The 15,228-nt window shown below is 37.2% G+C and carries 14 protein-coding genes; 9 read left to right on the top strand and 5 right to left on the bottom strand.

The genetic code is table 11. The features are described from left to right. Positions 1–10 precede the first annotated feature (10 nt). The 4 genes from J3U57_RS07855 (at position 11) to J3U57_RS07840 (ending at position 3,200) form a co-directional block, all read left to right on the top strand. Entirely contained in the window at positions 11–1,324 is a 1,314-nt protein-coding gene (locus J3U57_RS07855; protein WP_267344033.1) for a phosphatase PAP2/dual specificity phosphatase family protein, read from the top strand. Continuing rightward, positions 1,318–1,797: a hypothetical protein gene (locus J3U57_RS07850; protein ID WP_267344034.1), complete on the top strand. Its 480-nt coding sequence runs from the start codon at positions 1,318–1,320 to the stop codon at positions 1,795–1,797. The genes J3U57_RS07855 and J3U57_RS07850 overlap by 7 nt, the downstream gene beginning before the upstream one ends. A 57-nt stretch (positions 1,798–1,854) precedes the next feature. Beyond that, positions 1,855–2,793 (top strand): phosphatidate cytidylyltransferase, encoded by a 939-nt coding sequence (locus tag J3U57_RS07845; protein ID WP_267344035.1) that lies wholly within the window; start codon positions 1,855–1,857, stop codon positions 2,791–2,793. Between the two features lie 143 nt (positions 2,794–2,936). Further along, positions 2,937–3,200, top strand: a complete 264-nt coding sequence (locus J3U57_RS07840) for an HPr family phosphocarrier protein (RefSeq protein WP_065634652.1) — start codon at positions 2,937–2,939, stop codon at positions 3,198–3,200. A 114-nt stretch (positions 3,201–3,314) separates the two neighbouring features. Here the strand turns inward: J3U57_RS07840 and J3U57_RS07835 are convergent, their stop codons facing one another. After that, complete coding sequence (locus J3U57_RS07835; RefSeq protein ID WP_267344036.1) at positions 3,315–4,676, bottom strand: APC family permease; 1,362 nt, start codon at positions 4,674–4,676, stop codon at positions 3,315–3,317. Between the two features lie 364 nt (positions 4,677–5,040). On the opposite strand from J3U57_RS07835, the gene J3U57_RS07830 reads away from it, so the two are divergent. Next, entirely contained in the window at positions 5,041–5,475 is a 435-nt protein-coding gene (locus J3U57_RS07830) for a PTS sugar transporter subunit IIA (RefSeq protein WP_267344037.1), read from the top strand. Continuing rightward, positions 5,468–6,877 carry a PTS fructose transporter subunit IIC gene (locus J3U57_RS07825; protein ID WP_267344038.1) on the top strand — a complete coding sequence of 470 codons (1,410 nt, stop codon included), beginning with the start codon at positions 5,468–5,470 and terminating at the stop codon, positions 6,875–6,877. Before J3U57_RS07830 ends, J3U57_RS07825 begins: the two co-directional genes overlap by 8 nt. 66 nt (positions 6,878–6,943) lie before the next feature. On the opposite strand, the gene J3U57_RS07820 is transcribed toward J3U57_RS07825, so the two are convergent. Beyond that, positions 6,944–8,626 (bottom strand): amidohydrolase, encoded by a 1,683-nt coding sequence (locus J3U57_RS07820; RefSeq protein WP_267344039.1) that lies wholly within the window; start codon positions 8,624–8,626, stop codon positions 6,944–6,946. Positions 8,627–8,774: 148 nt separating this feature from the next. Between J3U57_RS07820 and matP the strand changes: the two genes are divergently transcribed. The 3 genes from matP to cysB all read left to right on the top strand — a co-directional run bounded on the left by matP (position 8,775) and on the right by cysB (position 13,005). Further along, positions 8,775–9,239 carry a macrodomain Ter protein MatP gene (gene matP / locus J3U57_RS07815; protein ID WP_416379607.1) on the top strand — a complete coding sequence of 155 codons (465 nt, stop codon included), beginning with the start codon at positions 8,775–8,777 and terminating at the stop codon, positions 9,237–9,239. Between the two features lie 30 nt (positions 9,240–9,269). Beyond that, entirely contained in the window at positions 9,270–11,870 is a 2,601-nt protein-coding gene (topA, locus tag J3U57_RS07810) for a type I DNA topoisomerase (RefSeq protein ID WP_267344040.1), read from the top strand. A 163-nt stretch (positions 11,871–12,033) separates the two neighbouring features. Beyond that, positions 12,034–13,005: an HTH-type transcriptional regulator CysB gene (gene cysB, locus J3U57_RS07805; protein WP_267334217.1), complete on the top strand. Its 972-nt coding sequence runs from the start codon at positions 12,034–12,036 to the stop codon at positions 13,003–13,005. A gap of 88 nt (positions 13,006–13,093) precedes the next feature. On the opposite strand, the gene hisIE is transcribed toward cysB, so the two are convergent. From hisIE to hisA, 3 genes are read right to left on the bottom strand one after another with little or no spacing between them, the layout of a single operon-like run. Next, positions 13,094–13,723, bottom strand: a complete 630-nt coding sequence (gene hisIE, locus J3U57_RS07800) for a bifunctional phosphoribosyl-AMP cyclohydrolase/phosphoribosyl-ATP diphosphatase HisIE (protein WP_267344042.1) — start codon at positions 13,721–13,723, stop codon at positions 13,094–13,096. Then, a complete protein-coding gene (gene hisF / locus J3U57_RS07795) occupies positions 13,717–14,493 on the bottom strand; it encodes an imidazole glycerol phosphate synthase subunit HisF (RefSeq protein ID WP_267334219.1) in 777 nt (258 codons plus the stop codon). Before hisF ends, hisIE begins: the two co-directional genes overlap by 7 nt. Beyond that, a complete protein-coding gene (hisA, locus tag J3U57_RS07790; protein ID WP_267344043.1) occupies positions 14,475–15,227 on the bottom strand; it encodes a 1-(5-phosphoribosyl)-5-[(5-phosphoribosylamino)methylideneamino]imidazole-4-carboxamide isomerase in 753 nt (250 codons plus the stop codon). The genes hisF and hisA overlap by 19 nt, the downstream gene beginning before the upstream one ends. Between the last annotated feature and the right edge of the window lies 1 nt (position 15,228).

The following is a 15,228-nucleotide window of genomic DNA, read 5'->3' as shown; positions in this document are numbered from 1 at the left end:
ACGATATACGATGACTAAACTTACCGTTCAAAAATGGCTGTGGCTTATTGGATTAACGTTGTTATTTTTTAGCAGTTATAATTTTGCTAATTGGTTTACCTCAACACGTGTTCAAGTTAATAGTGTGGTTTATGCTTGGGAACAAGCAATCCCTTTATTGCCTTGGACTATTGTGCCTTATTGGTCAATTGATTTGATGTATGGATTGGCTATCTTATTGGCTAAATCTAGTCAGTCACTAAAAATACTTGGCTTAAGATTATTATCAGCACAAATTATTTGTGTCGTTTGTTTTCTTGTTTTTCCACTAAAATTTAGTTTTGAGCGCCCACCATTAGACGGTTTTTTTGGACTTCTATTTGATATTTTAATGGGATTTGATAAACCCTTTAATCAAGCTCCTTCATTACATATTACGCTGTTAGTGATTCTATGGCAGTTTTATGCAAGTTATTACCAAACTGTATTGGTGCGTTATTTACTGCATCTTTGGTGTTTATGTATTGCGTTATCGGTATTAACAACTTGGCAGCATCACTTTTTTGATGTACCAACAGGTTTATGGGTTGGTTGTTTTTGTATTTGGTTGTGGCCACAATCAGGGGGATCAATATTAAAAGCTAGACCGCTGTCTAAACAGTATCGATGGGGTGTGATCTACTTTATCTTGTCATTATTATCGTTTAGTTTAGCGATTTATGTTGGTGGTTGGGGGCTGTGGTTATTATGGCTATCGGCATCTTTGTTATTGGTTGCCGTTAATTATGTGATCTTAGGTGCTGAGGGTTTTCAAAAACAACTTAATGGACAGTTTAATTTAGCAGTTGCGCTATTATATCTCCCTTATTTTTCGATTATGTGGCTCAATTCACGATTATGGACAATCAAGCATCAAGATGTTGATCGAATCACGGATAATGTTTATTTAGGTCGAATTCCTTCTGGCCATTTTTTAAATAAATATCAATTTTTAGCGGTGATTGATTTGTGTGCTGAATTGCCCATTGGGCATTTTGACGGTAGCTATAGCCTGATTCCGGTATTAGATATGACGCCATTATCTGAACAACAGTGTCAATATTCAGCGCAACGTATTGAGCAATATCATCGGCAGGGAAAGTTATTAGTATGCTGTGCGTTGGGGTATTCAAGAAGCGCTACTGCCGTTATTGCTTGGTTATTGTGGACTAAAAAAGCATTGACTGTTGAAGATGCAATAACACAGGTTAAAACGTGTCGCACGACTATTGTTATTTCAGATAGGCAGCGTTTAATTTTAACAAATTGGCTTGCTCAGCTCACTAACAGGGAATCGATATGTTAAGCAGTGAAAATATTAAGCAACAATCCCAGATTAATCAGACTGATATAGCGACATTTTGTAGCTTGCTGACCGTAAGTCAACAACTTGATATATTTTCAATGTTATTGACCTTGTCAGCTGTAATTATGGGATTATTGAGTGATCTATTGCATTTTTCATGGTTCATGTCTTCAACTTGTTTAGTTGTGTTTTTGCTTGGTATTGTCACCAAATATTATGCAGTGCGTATTGCTTTTGATAAAAAACTATTTGATTATTTAACCAATCATTTAGATCAGGTACCTGATGTGCTTAATGAACTCGATCAAGCATTGTTGAAATTGCATTTAATCAAATCGGTTCGAACGCCGGTTAGAACCATTAAACAACGTCAAATCGGTACATTAGGTCTTTTCAAAGTACAGTTAATCGTGTTAGCTATACAGCTTTTGCTAGTAGTGGGTGTTTTGATTAGCATAATCATTTGTCGTTGATGAGTTGTATAACGTTTATTTTTGCGAGATGACTTAATTGAGCAATTAGGAGAAAAAATGTCGATTTACCAACGTGATACGTTATTATTATTTATTGGTATAGGCTTGTTTTTGCTGATTGCCACAACGATTGCTTGGGTGTTAAAAAGGCGTACAACAGCACCAAATAGTGTTATTGATAATTTAATTACGCGTATCAATGCATGGTGGGTGATGGTGATCATTATCGGTGTTGCTTTTTGGATTGGTAAGTTAGCCGTAATTTTTCTGTTTTTCGTTATATCGGGATTAGCACTGCGAGAATTTTTACATTTAACACCGATTAGCCGTTATGACTATTTTGCTTTAATCTTTGCCTACGTCATTGCCTTACCAATGCAATATATTTTAGTTGCATTGTCTTGGTATGGTCTATTTAGTATTTTTATTCCCGTCTATGTCTTTTTACTTTTGGCGATTTTAGCCTCAATAACCGGCTCAACCAATAACTTTTTAGAAAGAACCGCAGATGTGCAATGGGGACTGATGATTACTGTCTATTGTATATCTTGTGTACCAGCATTACTGGTATTAGATATCGACCATTATCAAGATCGTAATTTATTACTCATCGCTTTTTTGATTTTAGTGGTGCAGTTGTCAGATGTACTCCAATATGTGTTTGGTAAATTATGGGGTAAACATAAAATTAGCCCCAATTTATCGCCGTCAAAAACAGTAGAGGGGTTTATTGGTGGTGTGGTTTCGGCAAGTTTAATTGGCGCAAGCATGTTTTGGATAACGCCATTTAGTTTTGTGCAAGCTGGCCTAATTTCGCTGATGATTACTTTACTCGGTTTTTGTGGTGGATTAGTGATGTCGGCAATTAAACGAGATAAGGGAGTAAAGGACTGGGGCAAATTGATAGGTGGTCATGGCGGTATACTGGATCGCTTCGATTCTATCTGCTTTGCTGCGCCGATTTTTTTCCATGTTGTTCGATATTTTTGGGTTTAAGTCCAATCCTGCTCAACTATGTAACAACAATAAAAGCGTTATTTTTATCGAAATTTGTATGCAAAAAAAGAGCAAAATAACTCAATTTATGATATAAATACCATTCATTGTATTAACGTAAAGATATAAATAAGGACTTTAGTATGTTAAAAGAACAAATGGTAGTAAAAAATTCAACTGGTCTTCATGCTCGCCCTGTTACCACACTTGTTAAATTAGCAGGTCGTTACAAATCATCAATTGAACTTGTTTATAATGACAAAGCAATCAAATTAAAAAGCATGATGGGATTACTTGGTGCTGGCGTTAAAGGTGGTTCAACTGTTGAAATTATTTGTGATGGTGAAGACGAACAAGCCGCAATGGATGAAATTCGCGAATTATTTGCTAGTGGTTTTGGTGAGTAATCGGTTAAACAAATAGCCACGCTTACAAGATTATTATTCCGTCGACTTAGGTCGACGGAGTTGTTTTAAAAGGGCAGTAACTAGATACTTTAAAGTAGACCAATTTATAAGAACTTAATCTTTGATGATTGAATTTAATTCATGATGATCAATCGATGGCAATAAAGTAGTAAAGCCTTTAGTTAGATAAAGTAGATAGAAAAATCCAATTGCTAACCAAACTAAACCAACAATCATCGCCGTTGCATCAAGACTGGTCCATAGCCATAGTGAAAGTAAAACACCAATCGCAGGCAATAATCCATATTTAAATAGCAGTAATGCTGTTTTCGCTTTTGAATCACCTAAGTAACTTTTAATCACGCATAAATTGACAAAAGTAAAAGCCACTAATGCGCCAAAGCTTATCATCGACACCACTAAACTAAGATCTAATACCAGCGCTAACAATGAAAAACAGGCGACAAAAATAATCGATAAATAAGGTGTTCTATAACGAGGGTGAATTTTATAAAAGATTTTTTTAGGCAAAACACCTTCACGTCCCATAGCATAAAAAATTCTTGATACACTGGTTTGCGCTGTCATGGCTGATGCAAAAACACCAGTTAAGTATGCGGCTTGGAAGAAGTTATACATAAAATTACCGCCTAATTGGCTTATATCACCCACTCGACGAACGACGACTAAACTGGCTGTATCTTTATTATCTACAAAATCTGTCCACATAGGATATGCCAGATGAGCACAATACGATACGACTAGAAAAATACAGCCAGCAATTAGAACTGTCCAGATAATTGCTCTTGGTAATGATTTTTGTGCATCGTTAGATTCTTCGGCTAAAGTCGCTATGGCATCAAAACCTAAAAAGGCAAGACATAATATTGCCGCTCCAGACATTAAGCCACTAAAATCTCCTGCATTAACTTGCAGAGGTTTCATCATTGCCTCAGGGGTAAGATTAACATTAGTTAAAGTTAAAAAGATAAATAACCCTATAAAAATCATTTGAACAATAATCAATGTAAAGTTTACAGAGTTAATCAGTTTAATCCCTAAATAATTTAAAAAGCTTACACTGATTAATGAACCCAATACAAAAACATAAGCAGGAATGCTTGGAAATGCTTCATTCAGGTAGATACCTAAAACCAAATAATTCAATATTGGTAAAAATAGATAATCAAGGATTTGTGCCCAACCTACCAAAAATCCAACTTTTCCACCAAAAGTATGTTGTACATACGAGTAGGCAGATCCAGCAATCGGCAGTTTATTTGCCATTCGACAATAACTCAATGCTGTAAAAAAGATCATGGCTAAGGTGATGATATAGGCTATAGGTAAGTGACCATTACTATCAACAGTGACTTCCCCATAAGTGGTAAAGATCCCCAAAGGAACCATATAAGCTAAACCAAATGCAATCAATGCAGGTGTGGTTAAAACTCGTTTCATTTTTATTGCGGACATGACTTTGCTCCTCTGTCCCAAAAAACAATAAAAAACTACTAAGTATAGTTTTGCCTTTTTACCCGCTTAAAGCGGCAAGGAATTCTGCCACATTATGATAATTATGCAAGCTAATTTTTAGTAAAAAGGTACTAAAGCGAGCGATTTATAGACTTTAACACACATTAGTCATTATTTTTAAGCTGTTTACACTGGAATTGCTCGTTAAAACGTAAAATTGAATTGTGCATATTTGTGATCTTGCTCTAACTCTTGATAAGACAAAATTAGTGTCACCGAAAATAATTCATTGTATATTTAATAAACAGAGATCATAAAAGTCAGTAAGTTTAAATATCTATATTTAATTAAAAAGGAGCGGTATATGCAGTCAATACCTGTTTTATCGGTTGAGCTTACCAGTGATATCGTTAATCAAAAATCATCGGTTATTCATTTAATGTCCAATGCCAGTCAAAACTATTTAACTAATGTTGAAACTTTTTTTGATGATGTGATGGCTCATGAGCAAGAGATGGAAACCGATGTGTTACCCGATGTTGCTTTGCCTCATGCCAAAAGTAGCGCAGTAAAAACGCCATTTATTGTGGTGGGAAAATATCTTGATGGCATCATTTGGAATAACGGTAAACAAGTGAAGTTGGTGATTTTGATTGGTGCACCAGGACATGCCGATAAGGCGCATTTAGCGATTATTGCTAAATTAGCAACTCATTTAGCGGATGATGATTTTATTGCAACTTTACTTAATAGTGATACCCAGTCATTAGCAGATAAAGTACGAGGTTTGTATGAATAATAGTGCGATTGACAAAAAGAAGATTGTTGCAATTTGTGCCTGTACTGCTGGTATGGCTCACACTTATATTGCTAAACAAAAGATTGAAAATGAGGCAAAAAAACGGGGATGGGATTGTAAAGTAGAAACTCAAGGCGCAGCAGGTATTGATAATCCATTAACCGAACACGATTTAAAAACTGCAGATGTGATTATATTAGCCACTGATATTTCAATTGAAAATGCCGAGCGGTTAGAACCATATAAAAACGTCATTAAAGTAAGCACAGGCGAAGCCGTGAAAAATACGGTCAACATTTTCAATAATGCCGAACAAATGTCAACTAAAGTAGTAAAAGACAGTATTGGTAAAGAAATATTTCGTGCATTAAATACCGGAATCAGCAAATTTTTACCCGTTATTATTGCTTCAGGTATTCTTTTTTCGATTGTGTTAATGACAGGTGATGTAACCAACGATACGATTTTGCCAAGTAATCAGTTTTTTGCTGATTTACAGCAAGTAGCAATTTATGGTTTTGCTATGATGGTACCTGTGCTTGCAGCTTATATGGCCTATTCTATTGGCGGTAATGCGGCGTTAGCGCCTGCGTTTATTATGGGCTATGTCGTCAATAACCCAATTGGTGTTAATCATGTCAGTACAGGCTTTATTGGTGCGATGATTTTCGGTGTTTTAATTGGTTATTTTGTAAAATGGTTTAAAACCGTTAAAGTCCATCCTGTCATTGCATCAGTAATGCCAGTCATGATTATTCCAACAGTCACGATATTGTTGATGGCGCCCATTTATATTTACGGACTATCTTACCCGTTAGATTGGTTTGTGAAAGCAATGGTAGCTACGTTAAAAGGCATGTCAGAAGTCAATGCAGCGTTTTTAGGCATTGGTATTGGTATTCTTGCTGCACTAGATATGGGGGGACCATGTAGTAAAGCAGCAACAGCCTTTACTTTGGCAGCTATGGCGGAAGGTGTTTATGGACCAAATGGTGTGTTCCGCATGTGCTGTGCAATTCCACCATTAGGCTTAGCGATTTCATCATTGATTATTTCTCGTTCTAAATATACTAAAGAAGAAAAAGAGTTTGGCATTACCGCTTTCTTTTTATCATTAGCCGGTATAACCGAAGGTGCAATCCCATTTGCCGCTAAAGATCCAAAACGTGTAATTATCGCTATTGTTGTCGGTACGGCAGTGGCAGGTATGTTAGGGATGATTAATGGTATTGAGTCATTAGTAGCGTTTGGTGGGCTGGTTGCCTTGGGTGGCGTAACAAAAGGTGCAATGTGGTATATTATTGACATGTTTATTGGTGCATTGATTATTGCCGCAATATTGCATTTTACGAAAAAGAGAGCAGTAGAAAGTGCCGAGCCAATTGAAATCGAAGCTGAATAACTGTTTATCACGACGCTACCGTTGTGTTGGCGTCGTGATAAATAACTCGATTCTTTAAATGAACAATTACGATGCTTGATATACCGTTTTACCACCAACGATCGTTGTTAATACTTTAACGTTTTGTATATCTGTTGCCGGTATGGTAAATGGATTACGATCTAAAATGATTAGATCGGCAAATTTGCCTTTTTCAATTGAACCAATGTATTGCTCTTGTTTCAATATATAAGCGGCTCCTATGGTTGCACAACGCAGCACTTCTGTTACTGTCAAATTTCGATCACTGTTTAAACGAGGGTGATCGGTATCTATTTGTCGTGTCATTGCCACTTGAAAATCGTACCATTCATTAAGGGGATCGATTGGCCAATCACTACCAAATGCACAATTCACACCAGCATCAATATATTGGCCATGTGCTTCTAATCCATTATAACGTTCTGGACCAAAAAGCGTATGATATTGTTCAACCATTGTTGCGCTGCATCCAGCCCATTGGAACGAAAACACCACACAAGCTTTTAATTTTTGATAGCGTGCAAATTGATGCGCAGCACTAAGCTCATTGTGAGCCGTACTTGGTCTTATATCCGCATCAGGCAATGCTTTTCGCATTTTTTCAATAGCATTGAGTACCACTTCAATTGCACCTTCTCCTACTGTATGCGTATGTGGGTGAAAGCCTGCTTTTGCTGATTCAAGGATTAACGCATCAAGCATTTCTGTTGAATAGTAAAGATCGCCGTAACGATCGTTTTCGTGTTCAAGTTGATAAGGTTTTAATAGCCGTGCCGTCATTAATGGTGCTTGCATAACCCCATCAACAAACAATTTAGTATGCGAAATTTTTATACCTGGTTTAGGTTGCCAGCTTTTATCATCATAATGATGAGCAAATTGCTTAACTTTGTCCAATAACAGCGGAATTTGATCTATTGATGATACATCATCGGGTGGTAACTCATGTGCACCAAATAGGCGTATTGAAAGTGCGTCTTGTTGCTTAAGGGTCAAAAAAGCATCAGCAATGGTTTCAGTAATGCGAGCATCCATCACTGCCGTTACGCCTTGTTTATTCAGTTCTGCTTGTGATAATTTTGCAATATTCACCGCTTGCTGATCGGTTAGCTTAGATATGCTGTCAAATGCACGCATCGCCGGCGCATCTTCTAAAATGCCATTAAGTTCGCCATTATTAGTTCGACCAATCTTACCATCTGATGGTTCAGGCGTATCTTTATTAAGACCAAATTTTTCTAATGCCAGACTATTGGCAACGAGTGTATGGCAATCATTTGAAAACAAAATTACCGGGCGCTGGGTATTAAGTTTATCAAGATCGAAACGTGTAATATCGGTACCTATTGGCAACACTTCTTGACGTAGCCATCCTCGTACTTGTAACCAATTGGTATCATTATCGGTTGAGTCTTGATCTAAATATTTTTGAATAATAGCTAAAGTTTGATCAACGGTTAAACTTTGATAATTTAAATTACAAGAAGAGAGTTGCATTCCCCCCCAAAAAGTATGCAAATGCGCATCTATAAGACCGGGAATCATCGTTTTTCCTTGTAAATCGTAAACTGTCGTATTATTATCGACAAACTGACTGCTATTTATTTGTTGCGTGCTCCCCGTTGCAATAATATAGCCATTTTCGATAGCAATAGCCTGACAAACACTGTCTTGTTTGTCTGCAGTATAAATATAGCCATTAATATAAATAACATCAGCTTTAGCCATTATTGGTGATTTCCTTAAATCAAGTTCTAAATAAATGTGAACGATAGCAGATTTATAAAAAATTTGTCAAATGCAATAATTTTCTTTATTGTGTGATGAGATTATGCTACAACTACAACCTTTAGTTACAGCGTCACAAGGTGAAAAGATGAAATATCAACAACTCGAAAACCTTGAATGTGGATGGAAATGGCACTATCTTGTGAAAAGGCATTTAGAAGGCGAGTTGATTACTCGTTATATCGAGAAGAGCGCAGCTCAGCACGCCGTAAATGAATTATTACTTTTAGAACATAATCCAATAGGTGTTGTGCAATGGATAAAACAGCATCTAAACCCTGATTTAGATAATCGCATGAAGCAGACCATTCGTGCGAAACGAAAACGACATTTTAACGCTGAGCAACAAAATACACGAAAAAAGTCTATTGATTTGGAATTTTTAGTTTGGCAACGATTAGCTAATTTGGCAAAACGCCGAGGTTGCACGTTGTCACAGACCATTACACAACTTATTGAGGATGCTGAGCAAAAAGAGCAATATGCAACGAAAGTATCGACAATAAAAGATGATTTACTGTCATTACTTGATGTGAAACAAGACAGTAAATAACGTAAATTACAGGATAAAATAGGTTTAATTATGGGAAAATCCCTTGTTATTGTGGAATCACCTGCCAAAGCAAAAACAATAAATAAATATCTTGGCAAAGATTTTGTGGTTAAATCAAGCGTAGGGCATATTCGCGATCTTCCAGTAAGTGGCAGTAGCCATCGAGTTGAAAAAACCACAAAAGATAAAGCCGAAAAAAAAGTAAAACGTTCTGAAAAACAGGTTTTAGTTGATCGTATGAGTGTTGATCCGTATAACGGTTGGAAAGCTCATTACGAAATTTTACCTGGTAAAGAAAGGGTTGTTTCAGAACTAAAAAAACTCGCTAAAGATGCCGATATGATCTACCTCGCAACCGACTTGGATAGAGAAGGGGAAGCAATAGCATGGCATCTGAAAGATGTTATTGGCGGTGAAGATAGCAAATATCGTCGTGTGGTATTTAATGAAATCACCAAGACAGCGATCAAAAATGCGTTTAATCATCCTTCCATGCTTGATATGGATAGAGTTAATGCCCAGCAAGCCCGTCGCTTTATGGATCGCGTTGTTGGTTTTATGCTATCACCTTTACTTTGGAAAAAAGTTGCTAGAGGATTATCAGCAGGTCGTGTTCAATCGGTTGCCGTTCGACTTGTGGTAGAACGCGAGCGCGAAATTCATGCCTTTATTCCTGAAGAGTATTGGGATCTTTTTGCTGATTTAAGTACAGCGAACAACGAGCAACTCACTTTACAAGTTACTCATTATCAAGATGAAGCGTTCGAACCTAAAGATAAAGTCGCCATTGATATTGCACTAGCTGAATTAAACAACAGCCAATATCAAGTGACCAATATCGAAGAAAAGCCAACTAAGAGCAATCCAACTGCGCCATTTATTACTTCGACCTTGCAACAAGCGGCGAGCACGCGCTTAGGTTTTGGCGTCAAAAAAACGATGATGCTTGCTCAGCGTCTTTATGAAGCTGGTTATATTACCTATATGCGTACCGATTCGACTAATTTGAGCCAAGATGCATTAGCCATGGTACGTGAATATATTGGCAAAAATTTTGGTGATAAATATTTGCCTAAATCACCAAATGTTTACAGTAGCAAGAAGAACTCTCAAGAGGCGCATGAAGCAATCCGCCCGTCAGACGTTAAATTACTGGCGGATAATATAAGTGATGTTGAAGCTGATGCGTGTAAACTTTATCAATTGATTTGGCGTCAATTTGTTGCCTGTCAAATGACTTCAGCCGAATATAACTCGACAACAATTACTGTTAAATCTGGTGATTTCTTATTAAAAGCTAAAGGACGTACCTTACGTTTTGATGGTTGGACTAAAGTGCAACCGCAATTGGCCAAAAATAATGATGATAAAATTTTACCCGCTGTATCAATTAACGATAAGTTGGGCTTGATTGCGCTTAATCCTAATCAGCATTTTACTAAACCACCAGCACGTTATAACGAAGCATCGTTAGTCAAAGAGTTAGAGAAACGTGAAATAGGCCGCCCATCGACTTACGCAACGATAATCTCAACTATTCAAGATCGTGGATATGTGCGTTTAGATAATCGTCGTTTTTATGCCGAAAAAATTGGTGAAATTGTTACTGATCGTTTAAATGAAAACTTCAATGATCTCATGAGTTATGACTTTACCGCGCGTATGGAAGATGCACTCGATCAGATTGCTAATAAAAAACAAGAGTGGCGAGAAGTGCTCGATCAGTTTTTTAGTGATTTTAGTAAACATCTTGAAGTGGCAGAGCAATCACCCGATAAAGGTGGTATGCAACTTAATCCTTTGGTGCTCACCCCTGAAATTAAGTGTCCTCATTGTGGGCGCGAAATGGGCATTAAAACAGCAGGAACGGGCGTATTTTTAGCGTGTTCAGGCTATGCACTACCGCCTAAAGAGCGTTGTAAACAAACGATTAATTTAATTCCAGAGCACGAAACTCTCAATATTTTAGAAGAGTCGGAAACCGCTGAAACCGATGCATTAAGAGCCCGTAAGCGTTGTCCAAAATGTCATACCGCAATGGATAGCTATTTACTTGATAATGAACGTAAATTACATATTTGTGGTAATAACCCAATTTGTGATGGCTTTGTTGTTGAAAAAGGTCACTTTAAAGTAAAAAGTTATGAAGGTCCAATTATCGAATGTGAAAAATGTGGATCTGAGATGCATTTAAAATCAGGGCGTTTTGGGTTATATATGGGCTGTACTAATCCTGATTGTAAAAATACCCGTAAAATTTTAAAAAATGGTGATGTTGCGCCCCCTAAAGAAGATCCAGTCGATTTGCCTGAACTTAAATGTAGCAAATCTGACGCTCATTTTGTGTTACGTGATGGCGCATCAGGTATCTTTTTGGCTGCACATAATTTTCCAAAATCAAGAGAAACCCGTGCACCATTAATTGAAGAATTACAACGTTTTAAAGATCGGTTGCCCGAAAAGTTTATCTATTTAACGCAAGCACCGAATAAAGATCCGGATGGTAATCCTGCCATTGTTCGTTTTAGTCGTAAAAGCAAACAACAATATGTCACATCCGAAGTTAACGGAAAATCGACAGGTTGGGTGATGCAATACGTTGACGGTCAATGGATAAAGAGTAAAAAATAGGTCACAAAACCTAATATGTTTACCAAGTTGTTTTAGGTAATGCATGCGTTTTAGTATAAAAATGAGTTTACGTTTATGCTAAAGTGTGAAAGGAGTTATTTTGTCCCTTTACCTCTTTGTTAATCGAAAAGGTGAAGGGAATAAAAAGAAAGGAACCTTTGTCATGAAATTGCAACAACTGCGTTATATAGTTGAGGTTGTTAATAATGATCTTAACGTATCGTTAACATCAGAAAAGCTGTATACTTCACAGCCTGGTATTAGTAAACAGATTAAGTTATTAGAAGATGAACTTGGTGTGCAAATTTTTACCCGCGTTGGCAAGCATCTTTCCGAAGTCACTGATGTTGGCGAACAGATTATAACTTTGGCAAGAGAAATCCTAAATAAATCCAATGATATTAAAATTGTTGCCAAAGAGTATAGTCAGCCAAATCAAGGTACCTTGACCATCACCACCACTTATACACAAGCTCGTTATACACTTCCGGTTGTCATTCAGCAGTTCATGAAACAATATCCCAATATTACTTTACATATGGAGCAGGGTTCATCACCACAATGTTTATTGCAAGCGCAAACCGGACAAGCCGATTTTGCTATTGTGACGGATCTCTCTCAATTAAGTGAAGATATGATTGCACTGCCTTGTTACCACTGGAATCAGGCTGTGATAGTGATGAAAGATCATCCTTTAGCAAAAAGTCGTTTAATTTCGATTGCTGAGTTATCTAAATACCCATTAGTTAGTTATGATTTTTCGAATGATGGGTCTGATTTGAATCAGGCTTTTAATAAGGCTAATCAATCACCTAATATTGTGTTTAGTACAACGGATGCCGATTTGATTAAAACCTATGTTAAATTGGGGGTTGGTGTTGGTATTGTTGCAAAGATGGCAGTGAGTCAAAATGAGGATAATGATTTTGTGGTACTGAGTGCAGGGCATATCTTTCCTTATAGTACGACGTATATTGCATTTTCGCGTTCACTATTTTTGCGCAGTTACATGTATGATTTTATAAGGCAATTTTCTCCACATTTAAATAAATCAACCGTTGATCGCCTTATTTTGTGCGAAAATAACGTTGATGTTCAAACTATGTTCAATGGGGTGAAATTACCGATTCGTTAATGAGATTGAAATAATAGCGCTATCTATTTAAGTCCGTAGTAATCAAATCAAATAAAGTGCGAAATAATTCGCACTTTTTCGTTTAGCACTATTTTTTATGGCGTGCTTTTAAAATACCTATCACATCTTGTAGTGATAGATTTTGATCTTGCAATAATACCAGTAAATGGTAAATCAAATCGGCTGATTCATTTTTTAACTCTTCTTTATCATGAACGGTAGCTGCTAAAGCAGTTTCAACGCCTTCTTCACCTACCTTTTGTGCAATGCGTTTTGTTCCATCATGATATAATTTAGCTGTATAGGATGATGTTGGATCAGCACTTTTACGCGCTGCAAGCAGCTGTTCTAGTTCGAATAAAAATCCCCATGTCGTTTGTGCCTGAGCAAAACAGCTGTTAGTACCTGTGTGACAAGTTGGACCCACAGGATCAACTAAAATAAGTAATGTATCGTTATCACAATCGGTTGAAATACTTTTTACATTTAAAAAATTGCCAGATGTTTCACCTTTAGTCCATAGACGCTGTTTAGTGCGTGAATAAAAAGTTACTTTGCCACTATTTTGTGTTTGTGTTAGCGCATCTTGATTCATATAGCCAAGCATTAAGACATCACCCGAGACGTAATGTTGGATGATAACAGGCATTAAATTATCCACTTTTTGCCAATCAAGTTTGCTTAAGTCTAATTTTGTATCGGAATTTGGAATTAGCATAATCGAATTTCTACTCCATGTTGAGCTAAATACTGTTTAAGTTCACCAATATTGATAATTTGTTTATGAAAAACAGAAGCGGCTAAAGCGCCATCCACATTTGCGTCCCTGAACGCTTGTAAAAAATGCGCCATTGTGCCTGCGCCGCCTGAGGCAATTAAAGGCACATGACAAACATCACGCACAGCTTGTAGTTGTGTCAAATCGTACCCATTACGCACACCATCTTGGTTCATCATATTTAATACGATTTCACCAGCGCCGCGTTTTTGTACCTCTTTTACCCAATCTAAGGTAGTCCATTTGGTCGCAACTGTACGCTTTTCATCACCTGTAAATTGATAAACATGATAATGTTGAGATTGTTGGTCATACCAAGTATCGATTCCAACAACAATACATTGCACACCATAACAATCTGCTAATTCAGTAATTAAATCTGGATTAGCTAATGCGGGTGAGTTGATCGAAATTTTGTCGGCCCCAAATGTTAATATCTGACCTGCATCTTCAACCGTTTTAATCCCGCCAGCAACACAAAAAGGAATATCAATAACTTCAGCAACTTTTGCCACCCAACTTTTATCAACAACTCGACCATCAGATGAGGCTGTAATATCATAAAATACCAGTTCGTCAGCGCCTTCTTCGGCATATCTTTTCGCTAAAGGTACGATATCACCGATAATTTCGTGATTGCGAAACTGTACACCTTTTACTACTTGACCATTACGAACATCTAAACAAGGAATTATCCTTTTTGCCAGCATGAAATTGCCTCCTGAACTGTAAATTTACCTTCAAGTAATGCTCGCCCAACAATTACGCCTGCTACACCACTGTTTTGTAATGCTTTAACATCGTCTAATTGACCAATCCCACCAGAGGCTTGAAACTCGATTTGTGGGTATTTTTGACTAATTTCTTGGTATAATTCAACATTTGAACCGCTTAAGGTTCCGTCTTTCGAAATATCGGTACACAAAACATGCTTTAAACCAAATGGTAGGTAGTTATCAATAACTTGTTCAAGTTTTTGCTTTGAGTCCTCTTGCCAGCCATGTATTGCAACGTATTTATCGCCTTGGCTGTCAATTCGAACATCGAGTGCCAATACCAAAGCTTCAGGACCGTAATGCTCAAACCACTGTTTAACCATTTCTGGTTGCTTTATTGCTGTCGAGCCGATAACTACCCGTGCAGCGCCAGCATCGAGCAGGGCTGTGACATCTGCTTGTGTGCGAATGCCACCACCGATTTGAACCGGTACGTTAACGCCACTTATTAACGTTTTAATCAAGGTTATCTGCCGTGCGTTTGGATCTTTGGCACCAGTTAAATCAACAAGATGTAGTAATTTTGCACCTTGCTTTTCATAAGACTGTAACCGAGTTAAAGGATCGTTACCGTAATTGCGTTTTTGATCATAATCACCTTGATGTAAACGGACAACTGAACCATCAATTAAATCAAGTGCCGGTATAATATTTGGAAATGTTGACATT

The sequence above is a fragment of the Gilliamella sp. B3464 genome, from assembly GCF_026536145.1.
Classification (GTDB): domain Bacteria; phylum Pseudomonadota; class Gammaproteobacteria; order Enterobacterales; family Orbaceae; genus Gilliamella.
The sequence above is the reverse complement of the archived record's forward strand: the minus strand, read 5'-3'. Positions and strand labels throughout refer to the sequence as shown.